This window comes from Streptomyces sp. NPDC016640 (assembly GCF_043076215.1).
GTDB lineage: Bacteria > Actinomycetota > Actinomycetes > Streptomycetales > Streptomycetaceae > Streptomyces.
Genome location: NZ_JBIBRG010000015.1, coordinates 1 through 13,764, shown reverse-complemented (window position 1 = coordinate 13,764; position 13,764 = coordinate 1). Strand labels below are relative to the sequence as shown.

Below are 13,764 nucleotides of genomic sequence, written 5' to 3'. Positions count from 1 at the left end.
CAGCGCGGTGGGCCAGGGCCGCAGATGAAGTTTCCCCGTGATCCCGGACACGTGATGGTTATGCCGCGAAGGCATGCTGATGCCGTTGCCTGGTCTCGGCCGGGGTGAGATAGCCGAAGGTCTTGTGCTTGCGCAGTCGGCGGCGGTTGTAGAAGCCTTCGATGAAGGAGAAGACCTCCGCGCTGGCGGTGGCCCGGTCGGGCCGGGTACGGGTGCCGATCTCCTCCTTGAGCAGGGCCCAGAAGCTCTCCATGGCAGCGTTGTCGAAGCATGATCCGGTGCGTCCGCAGCTCTGCCGCAGCCCGAACTCCCCTATTCGTTCCCGGAAATGGGTGGACGTGTATTCGCTGCCGCGATCGCTGTGGATCACGCAGCCGGGCTCCAGTCCGCCCCGGCCGTGGGCCATGTCGAGCGCTTCGACGACGAGTTCTGCGCGGTGGTGGTCGGCCATGGCATAGCCGACGACCTCGCGGGTGGCCAGGTCCAGCCAGCAGGCGAGGTAGAGCCAGCCCTCTGCGGTGGGCAGGCAGGTGATGCCGCCGACCAGCCTGGTGCCGGGGCGCCCGGCATGAAAGCCGCGGCCGATCAGGTCCGGAGCCGGCTTCGCCTTCACATCAGGCCGGGTCAACGAACGCCTCCTGCGGCGGGTGACACCGCGGATGTCGCGTTCACGCATCACGCGGGCGACGCGTTTGCGGTTCACCCGCCGACCCGGGCGCCGCAGTCCGGCGTGGATGCGCGGGACCCCGTAGGTGTGGCGGGAGACGATGTGCACCACAGCGATCTTGTGCGCGAGCGTGTCGTCGGCGGCCTGCCGGGCGCGGCGGACGGCCTCGCCCTCGCGCCAGGCGTAGGAGGAGGAGCGGGCGACCTTCAGCACCCGGCACAGCAGGACGATCGGATAGGTCGCCTTCTCCGCATGGATCAACCGGCACAGCTCGCTCACCGGTCGTCCTCCTTCACGAAGAAGGCCGTCGCTTTTTCAGGACCCCGATCATCTGCTGCTGTTCGCGGACCTCCTTGCGCAGCCGCCTGATCTCCTCGCGCTCGGCGCTGGTCAGCTCGCCGGACCCGCCCTCGCCCCGGTCCGCCTCCGCCCGGCGGTACCGACCGCGCAGGGACTCGGAGCTGATCCCGAGTTCCCGGGCGACGGCGGTGACCGTCTTGCCCGAAGAATCGACGAACGCGATCGCGTGCCGCTTGAACTCCTCGGTGTACCGCTTCGTGTACTTGCTTCCCGCCTGGTGCTACTTCCTCTGGAACCTCAAGATCCCAGTCTCCAGGTGTCCACGATCAAGGGGAAGCTTCAATCCGGTGCTGTCCCCGTCATCGCGACACCGTGAGGTTGAACCTCGCGTCGCCCAGGGCTCGCACTGTTGCGAAGTACAGCGAGCCGGCTTGTTCGGTCGCGGTGGCCGTGTGGATGCCGCCCAGGTCGATGATGCCGGTATCGGGCCAGCCCAGGTCGCCGAGCAGGCCGGTGACCACCGTCTTCGCCGCGGCGTCGTCACCGCTGACGAAGACGGTGGCCGCGGGGACCGATGCGAGCGGGTCGACCATGATGGCGAAGTTCATCGTGTTGAGGGTCTTCACCACGCGTGTGCGCGGGAACCGTCTCTGGACCCGGACGGCCACCCCGTCGCCGGTGTGCCCTGTGGCGGTCTGCGGGGTGATCGTCGCCGAGGGGTCGAGCAGGATCTTGCCGCCCAGCACCTCGTCCCCGATCTCGTCCAGGACGCCGAGCACGTCGTCGCCGGGCAGGGCCGTGACGACGAGGTCGCAGGAGGCGACGGCGCTGCGGTGGTCGAGCCGGTCTGCTCCCGTGGGTGTCCGGGATCCGTAGAGCACACGGTGGCCTCGTGTTGTCAGGCGTGTGCCCAGCGTTGAGCCGACTTTGCCGGTTCCGAGGACGGCGATGTTCACGGATTGCTCCTCTTCGGTCCTCGGTGAGGGCGACGTTGCGTACTCACCTGGTTTCCACCGTGGCGAGAGGTACCGGCAGGGACGGGAGCAGGTCGAGCGCCGTTTCCCAGGACCGGTCGCCGAGAAGCTGGGAACGCAGGTAGGACAGGACCAGTGCGCGCAGTGCGGCGACGCGGGCCGGGTTCTCGTCCGTGGTCTCGGCCGCGTCGTAGCCGGAGATCCCGCCGAACAGGTGCCCGGCCCCCAGCATCATGAGCAGCGTCTTGTTACCGCCCGGGCTGTGTGTGTAGGCGTCCCACCGGTAGCTCGGGCGGCTGGAGAAGTTCGGGTTCAGGTCCTCCTCGCCGGCCACGACCAGCGTGGTGCCGGTCATCGTCGCGAAGTCCGGGTACTGCAGCGACGGGTAGTGCTCCCTGGCCCACGAACCGAAGTGCTCGTCGGCGATGCCGGGGGCCCCGATGACGACACCTGCCGTCAGTCGTGGGTCCGACAGGTCCTTCTCCCGAGGGTCCTGCGGCTCCAGGACCTGCATGCCCATCAGCAGCGACACCGTGTGGCCGCCCAGCGAGTGACCGACTGCCGCGATCCTGCTGGTGTCGACGCGTTGCGGCAGGCCGGGGACGGCGCCGAGGATCTCCGGCAGACGGTCCAGGACGGCGTGCATGTCGAGGGCGCGGTCGTGCCAGAAGAGGGGTGCGTCGGGCAGGGCCTGCTCGCGCAGTCCGAGCACGGTGGAGTCGAGGTGTGTCGGCTGGATGACGACGAATCCGTGAGCGGCCCAGAAGTCCACGAGCGGGCCGTAGCCGCGCAGCGAGGACAGGAAGTTTGCGCCACCGTGCCCGTGGGAGAACACGATGACCGGCAGCCCGGTGCCCGTCGCGGGCGCCGTGACCTTGATCTCCAGCCGGACGGGCCTGTCCGGGACGTCGAGGACGACGGGGCTGTAACTCAGGATCGGCGTCGGATCACCGACCGGGAAACCGGATGCATCGGCGTATGCAGTGTTCAAGACCATCTCCTCTGCGCGGTCCACGGGCAGTTGCCGTCCGTTCGGACACACCGTCGGACCGTCGACAAAAATCTTGCCATAGAAGGCAAGTTTGCGCAAGAAGGCATTTATGCTGGGTGAGGCGTCCATGCTATACATGGCAAGAACCGCGTATTGGCGCATGCCGAGACGAACGACGAGAGGGAGGGCGCGGTGACGACAGGGAAAGGTCCCGGACTGCGGGAGCGGAACAAGGCACGCCGTCGGCGCCACATCCTGCACACCGCCCTGCGACTGTTCGTAGAACACGGCTACGAGGGGACGACCATCGCCGACATCGCCGAGGCCGCCGACGTGGCCCCGCGAACGGTGACGGGCTACTTCTCCTCCAAGCTCGACTTCGTCACCGAATGGCCGGCCGAACGCGAGCAGCGGCTCATCGCGCTCTACCACGCCGATCCGTCCGTCGACTTCGTCGAACTCGTCGACAAGTGGTGGCGCGACCTGCGTGACCACCTCGATCATGAGGAGGCGGCGCTGACCCGCGCGATGGCGCTCGCCAATCCCGGCGTCGTCGCCCTGGCCGAGGTGGAGGTGTCACGCCGGATCGCCGGGACCGAGTTCCCCTTCGACGGCACCGATCAGGAGGACCCGTTGGAGGCCGCCGGCCGTGCGGCGATCAGAGGCGTCAACCGATCCTTCGAACGCAGTGTCGCCGAGGGCCGTATGACCGACCGCCTGCACGAGGATCTGCTGAACCTGATCCGCAGCATCGCCGAGAGAACCCATGTCGGCCACGGCGCACTCAAGCTCGACCGCTGACGCGCGCGCCGCACCGGCCGCAACCGCCCTCGCTACGGCCCGCGCTGCCTGAGAGGTTGACACTGTCGGGGATCTTGGTCGAGCGTCGATCTGGGTTCTGGCACGAGTTCCGTGAAGTGGTCACGGTTAGTGATCGGCGGGTGTTTCGAGGGCTTGGAGGATCCGTCGCACTTCCTGGCGCCACTGACCGGCGTCAGCGCTGTCCACCCAGTCGGTCGCCATCTCTGATCCGTCCCGGAGAACCCGGTCCAGTGCGAGTCTCGCCGACGCGCGAAGCGAGGCCGGCGGTTCGGGCAACGGTTCTCTGGGGCCGTCATCGGGGTCAATCACGATGGGGCTGTCCGGGAGGGTGCTGGCGAGGAGAGCGCCGACGGCAACGGCTTCGGACCCCTCTCCGCCCTCGATGCGCTCTCCCGAGCCGGTGACTCGCTGAACGCCCGCTCCAGCACGCCGATGACCTGCTGGTGGGTGAGTCCCTCAAGTGCACCGACGAAGTCAGCGGTGAGGTCGCTGTCGAACGGGCCGGTTCCCCACGTTCCCATGCATGACCCCTGACATGGCTGTCTTTGACGAAGGCGTGATTCCAGGAGCCACTGACGGAAGAGGCCTGGCGTGACGCTCGTAGGATTCCTACATGCCCGAGCCGTTACGGATGAGCCGCCGCACGTGGATTGCCACGTGGGTGGTGCTGTGCGTGGCCGGTATCGCAGCCACCGCCGCACTGAACGCCTTTCCGGAGCCTGACCCGCAGCCCGAGAAGCCCGTCAGCGCCGAGTGTGCCCAGTACATCGCGGACATCGAGACGCAGTTGGCCAAGGCCAAGAGGGAAGGCAACGACGACGGCGTGCTGGCCTTCACGCGAACCCGGGTCGGCGCGGACGACTGCCGCCCTCACCTTCTCCACGGCCGCGGCCAACCCCGCAAGGGGTGGTGATGCCGCGCCCGGGCACGTACCCGGCGGGCTTCCGCACTGGCTCGGGGCGTACGGCGGCCGCGGCCGCCGCCCACACCCGCGCGCCCTCCTCCTCGTCGGCGTCTGCGCCCCGGGCGAACGCCTGGACGGTGCGCAGGGTGGAAGCCGCCCGTCCAGCGACCGGCGCAGCGTGCACACCGAGACCGGCAGCTTCCCGGCGTCGGCCCGCCGCGCCGGGGCAGCGAAGGTGCGCCGTCCCTTCGCCGCGCGCAACCAGCCGCGCAGCCGCGCCAGTTCCACCGGCTCGGCCGCCCGGCGGCTCACCCGCGACCGCCGTCGGCGGCGGAGGGCTCGGCGACGACGGCCAGGATGGCTGTGGCCGCGATATCGAGGGCGACGGCCCGGCCAACGGCTTCCCACCTCGCTGCGATGCATCCGATTACTGCGCCGGATCCGGATCCGGTTGGGGACGACCCGGCGGCCTGCCCAAGGCACTGCTGGACTGGCCGTGCCTGTGAACGCCCCCGGTCAAAGACGTGGCCGCGGTGGTGGGACGGAGCGTTGAGGAAGTCAGACGGCGCCGCCAGTCCGGCCGTGCGGCCGCCTGACACCGCCATGCCTCGGCAGGGATCAGGACCCGGAGGCGGGACGGCGGGGGGAGGGAACCGCGCTCAGGAGTTCCCACAGCGGAGTGGAGCCGGCGGCCCACCGGGCGAGCAGATGGCGGTCGACGAGGTGGAGTCGCTGGGAGCGGGCGAAGGCGACGGCTTTGTCCGTGAAGCGGCTGTTGGTGACCAGCACGACAACGTCGCCGTTGTGGACGGGCCGGCCGGTGCCGTTCAGGACGTGCAGGTCCGGGGTTCCGACAGCGGAGCCGGCCAGTCCGGCCTTGCGGTGCTTACATTGGATCACCCACAGGCGGCCGAAGGGATCGGTGGCCTTCACATCGGCGCCATTGTCGCCGGCCCCACCGACCCGGATCGCCTCGGGGCAGCCGTCACGGCGCATCAGATCCCGTACGGCTTCCTCGAACTGCCGGTGGTGCAGGGCGTCGATCTGTGGCATCGCGTAGCGCAGTCCCTGCTCCCGCACCCGGTTCCAGCGGGCGGCCTCCCGGCGCCGGTGCACCCATACCCCGCCGGCCGCCGTCGCGGCGAGCAGCAGCACGATCGGCACCCAAGGGTGCGCGGCCAGCCACCGCAACATGCCGACCACCAGGCTCCACACCACGGCGAGCACCAGGAGCAGCAGACCGGCCTGCTCCCAGCCGGAGGCCCGCCTTGGACGGTAGGAAGTCGGGCGACGCCTCGGCGCGGACCGGCGTCGAGAGGCGGGAGACGTACGGCTTGGGCGTCGGGCGGGGGAGCGGCGAGTGCTCCGGGATCGAGGACTCATGTGCCGGCCTGCGAGATGCCGTTCACCAGCTGCTTGATCACGTTGAAGATGCCCTGGCCCAGTGGGGTCGGCGCGATCACGATGCCCAGGGCCAGGACGAAGAGGGCGGTGTTGCGTTCCTCGACGCGGCTTCTGGCCTGGGTCCTGCGGCGTAGCCGCATCACCACGATGACCGCGAGCAGCACCCCCACGTTGATCGTCACCATGCGAAACCCGCTCCCGCCCCGCCCTCGTCTCCTGCACTGTTCCTGGCTGCCCTGAAGGGGCCGGGGAACAGTGCAGCCGATCAGGCGACCGGATCGCAGCGGGTCAGTGGACGTTGGCGGAACGTCGCCGAATGCTGTCCGGTTACCGTCCGGACACCCGTTCCCACAGGTGAACGAGGCAGAGGACCCGCCCGGCCGTTCCGGCGCATCGACACCGGCCACCCGCAGCTGCGAGCGGGGCCGGGGCCGGCGGCAGATGGCCATCCGCACGGGTGCTTGCGGCCCCTGTCGTGGATCAGACAGTGAGGAGCTGGTCGGCGACGGCGTCCAGCCCCAGGGCGTGGGCACCCTTAACAGTACGGCGCCCGGGAGGAGGATGGCGCGGACGGCGGCGCTGACCATGTCGGCGGTGTGCCGGTCGGGGGCGGTACCGGCGGCGGCGGTGTGGACGCCGGTCAGGACGTCGGCGCCCTCTCCGGTGCCGACGAGGTGGGCGAGGTCGGCCCGGGTGGCGGCGTCCCCAACCTCACAGGGCAATCACCTAGGTATGTTGATCGGACAGGTTGGTGACGCGGCTGGCTGGTGGGTGGCCGCCGATGCCGGTGTGGGGTCGATGGTAGTTGTACCAGTCCAGCCAGTCGGGAAACGCGGTCTGGCGTTCGCGGTCTGAGGTGTAGGGCCGCTGGTAGGCCCACTCCTCGAGCAGGGTGCGGTGGAATCGTTCGACCTTGCCGTTGTGCCGGGGCGTGTAAGGCCTGGTCCGCTGGTGACGAGAGACCCATGAGGTCAAGGAGCGTGCGAAGACGGCGGCGCGGTAGTTCGCGCCGTTGTCGGTGACCACGCGAACAACCCGGTGGATGCCGTGGGCGGCGAAGAACGCGCGGGCGCGGCTGAGGAACCCCACGGTGGTGACGGCCTTCTCGTCGGGGAGGTGTTCGGTGTAGGCCGGGCGGGAGAACCCGTCGACGGCGGAGTGCAGGTAGATGTATGTACCCGCCCTTGGTCCCGGCGGTCTTCGCGCGTTGGGCTGATTTTGCCTGCTCGGAGCCGCGTCCGTGGACCCTCCACCCGCCGCCGTCGGGGATGCGTCCTACCTTCTTGACGTCCAGGTGGACCATGTGGCCCGGGTAGCGGACCACGATCTGTTTCGGCGGGCGCCGGTTGGCCGAGCCGTCGGGGTCGAGGAACCGGCGGTGGTTGATGCCCAGACGCGCCAGCCACCGGCCCACAGTACGTTCACTGATGCGTACGCCCTGGTCCGTGAGTTCGAGTGCGATCCTGCGGGCGGACCACTTGTTGTCCCGCCGCAGCTGCTCGATCCGTTCGACGACGTCGGGCGGGGTCTGGGTCGGTGAGGAGTGCGGGACACTCGGATGGTCCCGGAGCCCGGCTTCGCCGTACTGGTCGTAGCGGTTCTTCCACTTGGACAGGCGGGCCCGGGAGACGTCTGCCTCGGCAGCGACGTGGGCGATCGGACGGGCGCGGCAGCGCTCGACGAGTCGTCGGCGTCCCTCAATGGTCAAAGGAGCGTTCGCATGCGTCATTGGAGCACCTCGGCGCTCCGGCCAGCCGCGATCACTGTGCGAAGTGGGAATGCGATGAGCAGCGCGACAGCGACCAGGAACCCGCTCGACCACAGAGGCCCGATATTTCCGAGTGCGGTGCCGAGGGTGGTCGCGGCGATGAGGGGGCCAACGGCGGCGCCGACGTTGAGTGCCGCCGTCGCGTACGAGCCAGCCATGGTCGGGGCTCCTGCGGCTTCATAGAGGACCCGGGTGATCAGGGTGCTGCCCAGCGCGAACGACAGGGCGCCCTGTACGAACACGAGGGTGAACAGGGCCACCGGCTTGTCGGCCAGCACTGCGAGGGCCGGCCAGCCGATGAGCAGCAGCGGGCCGCCGACTGCGATGACCGGACCGGGACGCTGGTCGGACAGCCGGCCGGCGATGGTGACCCCGGCGAAGGAACCGGCACCGAAGAGCACCAGAACGACAGAGATCCACAATTCTCCCAGCCCGGCGGCGTCGGTCACGACGGGGGCGAGGAAGGTGAAGCTTCCGAACGTGGCTGCGTTCACCAGCGCGCCAAGCAGCATCACCAGAATCAACGACGGCCTTGTGAGCTGGGCGAGCTCCGCTTGCAAGGCTGGCCCGCCAGTCGCCTCTTGCTTCGCACGTCCCGCCGGGATTGCCTTGAGGATGCCGAGAGCTGCAGGCAGGCAGAGAGCGGCGACGGCCCAGAAGGTGGCCCGCCAGCCGAGCACCGTGCCGAGTACCGACCCGCCAGGGACACCGGCGATCGTGGCCACCGTGGTGCCGGACAGCAGCACGGCCAGCGCACGTCCCTTCTTGTCGGGTGGGACCAGCGTGGCGGCAGCCGTGAGAGCGACGGCGAGAAACCCTGCGTTCGCGAGCGCGGCGACTACCCGGGTGGCGAACAGGACTGGAAAGCTGGTGGTGACGGCGCCCACGGCGTGCGCTGCCGCGAAAGTGAGGATGAACCCGAGAAGGCTGGAGCGCCTGGGCCAGTTGCGGGCGAGCGCAGCCACAAGGGGAGCACCGATGACCATGCCGACCGCGAAGGCCGAGGTGAGCGTGCCTGCTGTCCCGATTGTGACGTCGAGATCTGAGGCGATGTCCGGCAGGAGGCCGGCGAGCATGAACTCCGAGGTGCCCATGGCGAAAACCGCCATGGCAAGCAGATACAGCGGGAGAGGCATCGAGTGGCTCCGAGGTGAGGAGAGGCACGAGAAGGTCATCTCGTCACCGCGGCCAGCCCCAGGGGCACACTCGCCCGACCGCAGAATGCGGTGCGACGACAGGGCTACGAGCTCAGTGGTTCAGGGGGCTGACGGCGTGACCGAAAGCCCCCACCTTGTCTGACTCAGGACTCGACATGGCCCGCACGGTACCCGACTGATGCTCGACGAGGCACCTCGGTTTCACCGGCATTGGAGCTGGGCGACCAACGTCATGTCCCGCAACACACCCTCCGGGGACAGGTCCCCACATCCCCGTTGCGGCTGCTCTGCCCATGTCCCTTGGCTGGAGTGAAGGAGGAGGGCGGGATGGGCGGCGCGGCCGGGGATCGGGGCGCGCTCAGCCGGTTGCGCGTCGGCCGGGGCCGCCGCGCCGCTGTCGTCGTCGCACCGGATCTCTTCCACCGCGCAACGACGAACCACTCGCCGTGCCGCTGGAAGACGTGGTGTCGAGTGTCGCCCGGCGCGTCGCGTAGTCTGCCGCGCGCGGTTCGCGACTGTCCCCCCGACAGGCCAGGGACGGCCTGGAGGCGAGCGATCCGCCCGGGCGGAGTCGCAGGAGTCTCAAGGGTGGGATGCCCGGTCCCGCAAGACTCGTTTCTCGGTGTCCGTGCAGGCATTCCTCCACTGCGATGTGCCGGTTCGGTGTCAGTGGGTGGGGGTCAGCGACGGCACATCAGAGCTGGGTGTTTTCGATGGTCGGGCGTCGAGGAAGGGCATGGTCACCGTCGTGGGGCGGTTTTTGTGGCGGTGCGGCTGTCATGGGGCGGCACACCCCACTCCGCTCCACTGTCTTGAGAACGGCGCTTCTGATCCTTCCGAGGACTGCGCGGCGGCACGGTGGTCGGTGTCGGTTCTGCGCGGGCGGAAGGGGGCGGGACGGGGGAGTCGGGCGCGTGGGGTGAGGTCACGGCGGGGCTGAGGGTGTCCAGACCGGTGCTGGTTGCGCGGCTGCTGGAGCTCGAGGCGGCCGGGGCGTTGACCACGGCGCATGTGCGTGCGGGCGCCCAGGTCGGCGGGGTGAATGTGCGCACGGTGTGGCGCTGGCTGGATGCGGCGCGGACGGAGGGCCGTGTCGAGCGCAGGCCGCGGGCCCGGCTGGAGTTGTCCCACCAGATGTGGGAGGCACTGGCTCAGGCGGGCGGGAACGTTGCGGCGCTGCACCGGCACCTGAAGGCGGTCGGGGGCGAGGTGCCCTCCCTGGCGTCGTTGCACCGGGCGGTGCGCCGGGACCTTCAGGCCGGCAGGGTCCTGCCGGACCGCGCGGTGGCGCGGCGGGAGCGTGAAGAACAGCAAACGCGGCAGGCACTGTCTGACCTCGCCCTGGCCGGACCGAGTGAGGCAGGCGCGGCGAAAGTGGCTGCGCTCCGGCTGCCGCCCTCCGAGCCAGGTGCGGTCGCAGGCTCGTCGGCGGGGGAGAACGGTGCGCTGGCAGGTGTGGCGTTGCCGGCGGGCGCGCAACTGGTGCGGACGTCGTCGGTGCGGGCGGTGACCGGGGCGGTCGGGCAGGCGACGGCGACCCAGGGCGCGGCGTGTCTGTTCGGCGACCCGGCCCGGGGCAAGACCGCCATGTGCGGAGGGCGTCTGGGTCGTGGCAGGATGACGGCCGCTGATCCGAGAGGCCGATGCCGCGTAGGCGTCGGGCCTGCGCGCGAAGCGACGGGGCGGGGAGCTGAGACGTGGTCGCCTTCTCTTCCTCCGCGCTGGACGGAGTCGCCGCCAATCCGGCCCTTCCCGCACCCCTGCTGTTGCGACTGATCGCTTTCGACGGTGGGGGCCACGGCCCGCCCTTCCAAGCCCTCCACCGTCCGGGGCTTCCCGAGCCGGCCGTGGCGGCGATCCTCGCCCACCCGGTCCTGGACGCGCGAGTGCACCTCGCGATGAGCGGCCAGGCGGAGCCCGAGCAGCGCGCTCGGCTCGCAACCGACCCCTCGCTCAAGGTGCGTGCCGCCGTCGCATACGGACCCGAATGGACCCACGATCCCCGCACGAAGGTCCGTCCGCTGCCGGCCGCCGTGTGCGGCCGTCTCCTCGAAGACCCCGAACCGTCCGTGCGGAGGGCGCTGTTGGACTCGCCCCACTTGGCGCCGCCCTTCCTCGCCTCCCTGGTCCGGCATCCCGATCCGGCCGCGCGACGAGCCGCCCTGCGCGTCTGGGACGACCTGACGGCGGACGGACGCGCCACGCTGCTCGACGATCCAGACCCCGGGGCACGGCGGTCTGCCGCGCTGTGCGCGTGCCCCCACGACGCACAGCTCACGGCGGCGATGCTCCGCGACCCCGCCGCCCTGCCCGAGGCACTGCGCCGAGGGCTTCTCGACCGCCCGGACGCGGAGCGGTTCCTCGCCGAGGACGACCACCTGGCCGAGCTCGCAGGCAATCCGTCCCTGCCGGCCGACCTCGTGGACCGTCTCGCCGTCCACCCCGACGACGGGGTGCGGCTGGCCGTCTCCCTCCGGCCCGAGCTGACCGAAGCACGACGCACCGCGATCGACTTCGTCGTGGCCCCGCACGCACGAGGTGACGTGGACTGGGTGGCGGCCGGCATCGCCGATCAGGACGTACTGCACCGGACAGCGACCTCCACCCATCCCCTGCTGCGCCGCGCCGCGGCCCGCAGTCCCCATCTGCCCCGCGGTCTCCTGCGGCTTCTGGCCCGGGACACGGACGTCCTCGTGCGCACCCACCTGGCCGTATATCACCCCGACACCCCGGAGGAGGTTCTGATGAGCGTGTACGCACGGCTCGGCGGGACGTTCTCCGCCTGGATGGCGACCAGTCACCCCCGCTTCCCCCGAGAAGGGCTCGCCGCCCGCTATGCGGACCACCCGGACGGGATTTACCGGCAACTGGCAGTCCGCGACCCCGCCGCCGCCCCCGATCTGATCGAGCGGCTCAGCCATGACCCGGACGTCTGGACGCGCCAGGCGGCAACCCGCGACCCCCGCCTGCCGCTTCCCCGTCTCCTCGATGCCCTCGCCCTACCCGAGCTGGCCTCCAGCGCGGGTGCCAACCCCGCCCTTCCCCCGCATGAGATGGCCGTGGTCATGGACGAGGCCGGGGTGCCCGCATGACGACGGGCGCACGCCTGAAGCAGGCAGCCGACTCTCTTGACCCGACCCCGCCCAGCAACGCCCCGAGTGAGGACGGACGGACACCGGGACACGCTGCGGTGCAGCACGTTCACCTTGTGCACCTGGGAGTAGTAGTGCTCGTCCGCCTCGCTGCGGCGGGTGGGGATGAGTGATTCCCCGCCCGGCGCCGGCGGCCTCGGCGGCGGCGAGACCGCCGTCGTCATCACCGCGATCACCGCGGTGACCGTCCTCGCCGTCCTGGAGCGTCCGGTCCCCGCGGTCGCCCAGGGTGCCGACGCCGACGAGGAGAAGGCCGAGCAGATGCGGGACGCGGCCGCGCGCGCCGCCCGCCCGTGGCCCGCCCTCCGTACGTGCCGGGCTGGATCAGCACCCGGGCCGGGCGGGCCCGGGCCATGCGCCGGTTGAAGGCGGACGCCCGCATGCGCCTGCGCGAACGCGCCGCGCCCGCGGGCCTGCTCACCCGCAGCTCTCTGCACAACGCCTTGACCGGGCAGTGACTGGCCAACGAGCGGTGGCCGGCCGCCTTCACGGCCGCCTGCGTTGTCGGCGACGCCGCCGCCCGTGTGCTGGCCGACGCCCGCCGCTGGATCCTGGCCGGACCGCGGCCGCCGGCGGTGTACCAGTGCGAGAACGCCGAACGCGCCGATGAGCGGCGCCGGCAGGAGGAAGCCGCCCGCCCCTGGCTCGCCGCCGAGGCCGAACTCGACGAGTACGACCAGCAGTTGCGCGACGAGGAAGCGGCCGAGTTCCGGCGGGCGAGCGCGTGGGTCGACGACCTCACCGATGACGAACTGCGGGAACTGCACCAGCAGACCATGGCGGCCGGCGCGGGAGGGGACCTGCGCGCCGAGCTCGGCCAGTACCTCGCCCGCACCCGCCCAGCCGCCGCACCGCACGTCACGGACATCCTCGACGAGGTCGGACGCCTCCCCGCCCCGGAACCCCGCCGGGCGCCGGACAGCAGCACGGCAGGCACGGACGAAATGCGGCACGAGGACCGAGACATGCCTCGGAGCTCGACATGGCGCCGTCCACCGACCCGCTGCCCGTCGACCCCGTGCTCTTCGACGCGATCGTCGGCGGCCTCGATGACAGCCTGCTCGCTGCGCCGGATGAGCCGCGGCCGTAACGACCTGCCAGTCCCGACGGACCAGCCGGCTCTTCGGCTGGTGACAGCATCTTCATCGTCCGCCCGGCTTGGGTGAGTTCAGCGTCCTGGGCGGGCGCGGGGCTGGTCAGCGCTTGGTGCGTGCTCACGAGGGCGTGGTGGAGCAGAAGCGAGCCGGGGGCCGGGCGCCGGCAGAAGAGTGTGGGGCGTCTGTGCCGCCTGTGGCGTTGCTCCGGCCGGGTGACACCCGGAATGCGGTCCGTTGCCCGGGCGGTGACGCTGGCGTCATGGCATCTCACCTGACAAGGCGGCTCGCGGCCGCGCTGCTCGTCTGGCTCACCGCCGTGCCCGGAACGGCCGCGGCGGTCCCGGCCGGCGGGGACACCGGGGCTGGGGACGGGCCCCTCACGAGCGTCGGCGACGCACTGTCGGCCCTCGAGGAGGCAGCCCGTCCGTTACGTACCACCGAGGCCTCCGGTCCGCTCGAGGACCTGCGCCCCTTCGGGGAGGCGGTCGGTGACGCCGTGGTGGTCGGCGTCGGCGAGGCCGCGCACGG

At 70.6% G+C, this 13,764-nt stretch carries 13 protein-coding genes and 4 pseudogenes; 7 read left to right on the top strand and 10 right to left on the bottom strand.

Going from position 1 to position 13,764, the window contains the following annotated elements; all coding sequences use genetic code 11:
• Window positions 1–58: 58 nt before the first annotated feature.
• The 4 genes and pseudogenes from ACF07S_RS26635 to ACF07S_RS26620 all read right to left on the bottom strand — a co-directional run bounded on the left by ACF07S_RS26635 (window position 59) and on the right by ACF07S_RS26620 (window position 2,938).
• Window positions 59–946, bottom strand: a complete 888-nt coding sequence (locus ACF07S_RS26635) for an IS3 family transposase (RefSeq protein ID WP_391975300.1) — start codon at window positions 944–946, stop codon at window positions 59–61.
• Between the two features lie 13 nt (window positions 947–959).
• Window positions 960–1,214 (bottom strand): annotated as a pseudogene (locus ACF07S_RS26630) (transposase); the annotation flags it as partial.
• Window positions 1,215–1,326: 112 nt separating this feature from the next.
• The gene (locus ACF07S_RS26625; RefSeq protein WP_391975299.1) at window positions 1,327–1,923 is read right to left on the bottom strand and encodes an NADPH-dependent F420 reductase; all 597 of its coding nucleotides are present in this window, start codon (window positions 1,921–1,923) and stop codon (window positions 1,327–1,329) included.
• Between the two features lie 43 nt (window positions 1,924–1,966).
• The gene (locus ACF07S_RS26620; protein ID WP_391966968.1) at window positions 1,967–2,938 is read right to left on the bottom strand and encodes an alpha/beta hydrolase family protein; all 972 of its coding nucleotides are present in this window, start codon (window positions 2,936–2,938) and stop codon (window positions 1,967–1,969) included.
• A gap of 186 nt (window positions 2,939–3,124) precedes the next feature.
• On the opposite strand from ACF07S_RS26620, the gene ACF07S_RS26615 reads away from it, so the two are divergent.
• A complete protein-coding gene (locus ACF07S_RS26615; protein WP_391975298.1) occupies window positions 3,125–3,733 on the top strand; it encodes a TetR/AcrR family transcriptional regulator in 609 nt (202 codons plus the stop codon).
• Window positions 3,734–3,859: 126 nt separating this feature from the next.
• Here the strand turns inward: ACF07S_RS26615 and ACF07S_RS26610 are convergent.
• A pseudogene (locus tag ACF07S_RS26610) lies at window positions 3,860–4,141 on the bottom strand (DUF4259 domain-containing protein); the annotation flags it as partial.
• Entirely contained in the window at window positions 4,060–4,275 is a 216-nt protein-coding gene (locus tag ACF07S_RS26605; RefSeq protein WP_391975297.1) for a DUF4259 domain-containing protein, read from the bottom strand. The pseudogene ACF07S_RS26610 and the gene ACF07S_RS26605, both read right to left, overlap by 82 nt.
• Before the next feature lie 92 nt (window positions 4,276–4,367).
• Between ACF07S_RS26605 and ACF07S_RS26600 the strand changes: the two genes are divergently transcribed.
• Complete coding sequence (locus ACF07S_RS26600) at window positions 4,368–4,667, top strand: hypothetical protein (protein ID WP_391966970.1); 300 nt, start codon at window positions 4,368–4,370, stop codon at window positions 4,665–4,667.
• Window positions 4,668–5,276: 609 nt separating this feature from the next.
• Here ACF07S_RS26600 and ACF07S_RS26595 read toward each other — a convergent pair.
• The 4 genes and pseudogenes from ACF07S_RS26595 to ACF07S_RS26580 form a co-directional block, all read right to left on the bottom strand.
• Complete coding sequence (locus ACF07S_RS26595) at window positions 5,277–5,894, bottom strand: restriction endonuclease (protein WP_391966979.1); 618 nt, start codon at window positions 5,892–5,894, stop codon at window positions 5,277–5,279.
• Between the two features lie 143 nt (window positions 5,895–6,037).
• Window positions 6,038–6,247, bottom strand: coding sequence for a hypothetical protein (locus ACF07S_RS26590; RefSeq protein ID WP_311584251.1), 210 nt, complete (start codon window positions 6,245–6,247; stop codon window positions 6,038–6,040).
• Window positions 6,248–6,788: 541 nt separating this feature from the next.
• Window positions 6,789–7,791 (bottom strand): annotated as a pseudogene (locus ACF07S_RS26585) (IS481 family transposase).
• On the bottom strand, window positions 7,788–8,966 hold the full coding sequence (locus ACF07S_RS26580) for a Cmx/CmrA family chloramphenicol efflux MFS transporter (RefSeq protein ID WP_391975296.1): 1,179 nt from the start codon (window positions 8,964–8,966) through the stop codon (window positions 7,788–7,790). Before ACF07S_RS26580 ends, ACF07S_RS26585 begins: the two are co-directional and overlap by 4 nt.
• 975 nt (window positions 8,967–9,941) lie before the next feature.
• Here ACF07S_RS26580 and ACF07S_RS26575 point away from each other — a divergent pair.
• From ACF07S_RS26575 to ACF07S_RS26555, 5 genes and pseudogenes are all read left to right on the top strand, one after another.
• Window positions 9,942–10,763 carry a hypothetical protein gene (locus ACF07S_RS26575; RefSeq protein WP_391975295.1) on the top strand — a complete coding sequence of 274 codons (822 nt, stop codon included), beginning with the start codon at window positions 9,942–9,944 and terminating at the stop codon, window positions 10,761–10,763.
• The gene (locus ACF07S_RS26570; protein ID WP_391975294.1) at window positions 10,685–12,079 is read left to right on the top strand and encodes a Mucin-2; all 1,395 of its coding nucleotides are present in this window, start codon (window positions 10,685–10,687) and stop codon (window positions 12,077–12,079) included. The genes ACF07S_RS26575 and ACF07S_RS26570 overlap by 79 nt, the downstream gene beginning before the upstream one ends.
• 165 nt (window positions 12,080–12,244) lie before the next feature.
• Window positions 12,245–12,505, top strand: coding sequence for a hypothetical protein (locus tag ACF07S_RS26565; protein WP_391975293.1), 261 nt, complete (start codon window positions 12,245–12,247; stop codon window positions 12,503–12,505).
• A gap of 158 nt (window positions 12,506–12,663) precedes the next feature.
• The gene (locus tag ACF07S_RS26560; protein ID WP_391975292.1) at window positions 12,664–13,305 is read left to right on the top strand and encodes a hypothetical protein; all 642 of its coding nucleotides are present in this window, start codon (window positions 12,664–12,666) and stop codon (window positions 13,303–13,305) included.
• A gap of 190 nt (window positions 13,306–13,495) precedes the next feature.
• A pseudogene (locus ACF07S_RS26555) lies at window positions 13,496–13,764 on the top strand (erythromycin esterase family protein); the annotation flags it as partial.

What these genes read in the sequence shown, in the direction of transcription:
- ACF07S_RS26600 (WP_391966970.1), top strand. Translation starts at nt 4,368, where the DNA reads ATGCCCGAGCCGTTACGGATGAGCCGCCGCACGTGGATTGCCACGTGG.
- ACF07S_RS26605 (WP_391975297.1), bottom strand. Translation starts at nt 4,275, where the DNA reads ATGGGAACGTGGGGAACCGGCCCGTTCGACAGCGACCTCACCGCTGAC.
- ACF07S_RS26565 (WP_391975293.1), top strand. Translation starts at nt 12,245, where the DNA reads ATGAGTGATTCCCCGCCCGGCGCCGGCGGCCTCGGCGGCGGCGAGACC.
- ACF07S_RS26620 (WP_391966968.1), bottom strand. Translation starts at nt 2,938, where the DNA reads ATGGTCTTGAACACTGCATACGCCGATGCATCCGGTTTCCCGGTCGGT.
- ACF07S_RS26580 (WP_391975296.1), bottom strand. Translation starts at nt 8,966, where the DNA reads ATGCCTCTCCCGCTGTATCTGCTTGCCATGGCGGTTTTCGCCATGGGC.
- ACF07S_RS26590 (WP_311584251.1), bottom strand. Translation starts at nt 6,247, where the DNA reads ATGGTGACGATCAACGTGGGGGTGCTGCTCGCGGTCATCGTGGTGATG.